Here is a 1,798-nt window from a genome sequence, read left to right on the forward strand (position 1 = left end):
CTCCGAGTTCATCGCCTGCACTGCTGCTTCAATCATTTTGTCAATCTGGTAATCATCGACTGGAAGCTTGCTTTCCTGCAGCAGGATTTTGATATACTTTTTCGCCAGGTCCTTTTTGTCGTCTCCGTGTAGTTCAGCATCGGCCGTCTGTTCTACCGCACGGACCGCAGCATCGATAATGTCCGCCGTCCATGCCCATCTCGTCTTCCGGATCTGCGTAGATGCCTCTACCTGCTTCTGCTTCAGGAAGGGGATCAGCTGGCGTACAACCACTCCGATCAGCGCCACAATAATCGCAGTCAGCACGTTGTAAATCAGCTCAGTCATAGTTCTCACTCCTTTCAAATGAACGAATCTTCTTTCTTCACCTGCTTGTATGTTTCGCGAATATTCTGTATCGCGCTAACAGCCTTTGAGTTTTGATAATTGGCATGACTCCGGCAGTATTCGATGTAGTGAGTTATGTCTTCATTCACCTGATTAAAGCTCTCTTCTGAGTGCCCGAGCTTGCGCCGGATTTCATCATCAAAAATGATGATGTTCCGTCTCGAATCATCCGCCCGCTCTTTAGCCATCCGTTCGTCAAGCTCTGTCAGGTGGTCATTGATCTTCTCAATTGCCTGGATTACTTTGTTGTCTTTTCCCTTTTTGGTGTCATGTCGCGTGATCAGGAATTGGATAAATCCGAAGACACCGCCTCCCAGGATCCCGCCAAGTAATGTCTGCCAAAACTCCATTTTTGCTTTCTCCTTTACTCGGTGATTCCCTTCCAACCCTGCGGGTACGCCTCAGGTGACCATGCATTGTTGTCGATAGTAGACTCATAGGTCTTGCCATTGTACGTTACCTTGTCACCCTTGCTGTATGTGTTGGACGCATCCGGCTGCTTCCACTCTCCGATAGGTGTCCCCGCCTGCCCCGGAAGGATTTCTGCGAATAGGCTGTGCGCGTCTGCCGGATCCCAGTTCGCCTGAGACGTGTGATCGCTCGACACCTTCCAGAGCTTCCCACCGTACTGCACACGATCCCCAGCCTTGTACGCCACGCTGTCAGGCGACCATTCGGGGAAGTACTCCGCATATCCCGCGGCATCCGTATCGCTCAGGCTGTCACGGCCCTTCTTCGCCAGATCAACGATCTGCTGGATGTCACTGGACACGCTGCCGCCCGCGATTCCACCGGCAATATCATCGAGAGTCTGCTGTTTGGTGGTATCGGAAAGCGTAAACGTCAGCTGCACGCCTCCATCCGCTTTTGCTGCAGTGATCGCTGTGATCGCCTTCCCGTTCAGTGGAGCATCATCCAATGACGCCAGCGCTGAGGCCTTAATCTGCTGTACAAGCGGATCGCAGTCTGCGAAGCTGGTTAATACAAATACCAGCGATGCCCCAGATGATGTGACCGCCACATCAAAAGAGCTGCCATCGACGAGTTTAAGTGTTTTCATTTGAGTTTTCCTCCTCATTAAAAAAGCCGCCAAATGGCGGCATCAATAGCTCAAACAACAGTTGTTTTTACAATTAGGCAATCTTCTGCCATTCAGTCCAGTTGTCGTTACCAATTTTTTTGCGCATTTTTATGTTTAATTCGTAATTATAGAAAAACATCTGCGTGATCCAGTTATTGGTATTAAAGCCTGTGCCGGGGCTTGATTCTAAGACTAATAGTATGCCGTATCCCTGAACATTTGCTGTTGCTGTACTTGTCCAATATATTCCGGTACGGCTGCACTGGTTGGCGTCAGTTGCGTAACCGTTGTTTAGAAATACTTGATCGCCCCAGGCAATCTTGTTGTTTA

4 protein-coding genes are annotated in these 1,798 nt (G+C 49.6%); all 4 read right to left on the reverse strand.

Going from position 1 to position 1,798, the window contains the following annotated elements; genetic code table 11:
* The coding region (locus FYJ35_RS14310; RefSeq protein ID WP_154527589.1) for a phage holin at positions 1-327 on the reverse strand (327 nt) is incomplete at its 3' end.
* A 14-nt stretch (positions 328-341) separates the two neighbouring features.
* Complete coding sequence (locus tag FYJ35_RS14315) at positions 342-737, reverse strand: hypothetical protein (protein WP_154527590.1); 396 nt, start codon at positions 735-737, stop codon at positions 342-344.
* Positions 738-751: 14 nt separating this feature from the next.
* The gene (locus FYJ35_RS14320; RefSeq protein WP_205839867.1) at positions 752-1,447 is read right to left on the reverse strand and encodes a carbohydrate-binding protein; all 696 of its coding nucleotides are present in this window, start codon (positions 1,445-1,447) and stop codon (positions 752-754) included.
* Between the two features lie 73 nt (positions 1,448-1,520).
* Positions 1,521-1,798 (reverse strand): hypothetical protein (locus tag FYJ35_RS14490; protein WP_205839868.1); only part of this gene is annotated, 278 nt, incomplete at its 5' end.

The organism is Porcincola intestinalis, from assembly GCF_009696445.1.
GTDB classification, from domain to species: Bacteria; Bacillota; Clostridia; order Lachnospirales; family Lachnospiraceae; genus Porcincola; species Porcincola intestinalis.

Excerpts from the sequence above, each read along its gene's own strand:
- FYJ35_RS14315 (WP_154527590.1), bottom strand. The coding sequence starts at position 737 with ATGGAGTTTTGGCAGACATTACTTGGCGGGATCCTGGGAGGCGGTGTC.
- FYJ35_RS14320 (WP_205839867.1), bottom strand. The coding sequence starts at position 1,447 with ATGAAAACACTTAAACTCGTCGATGGCAGCTCTTTTGATGTGGCGGTC.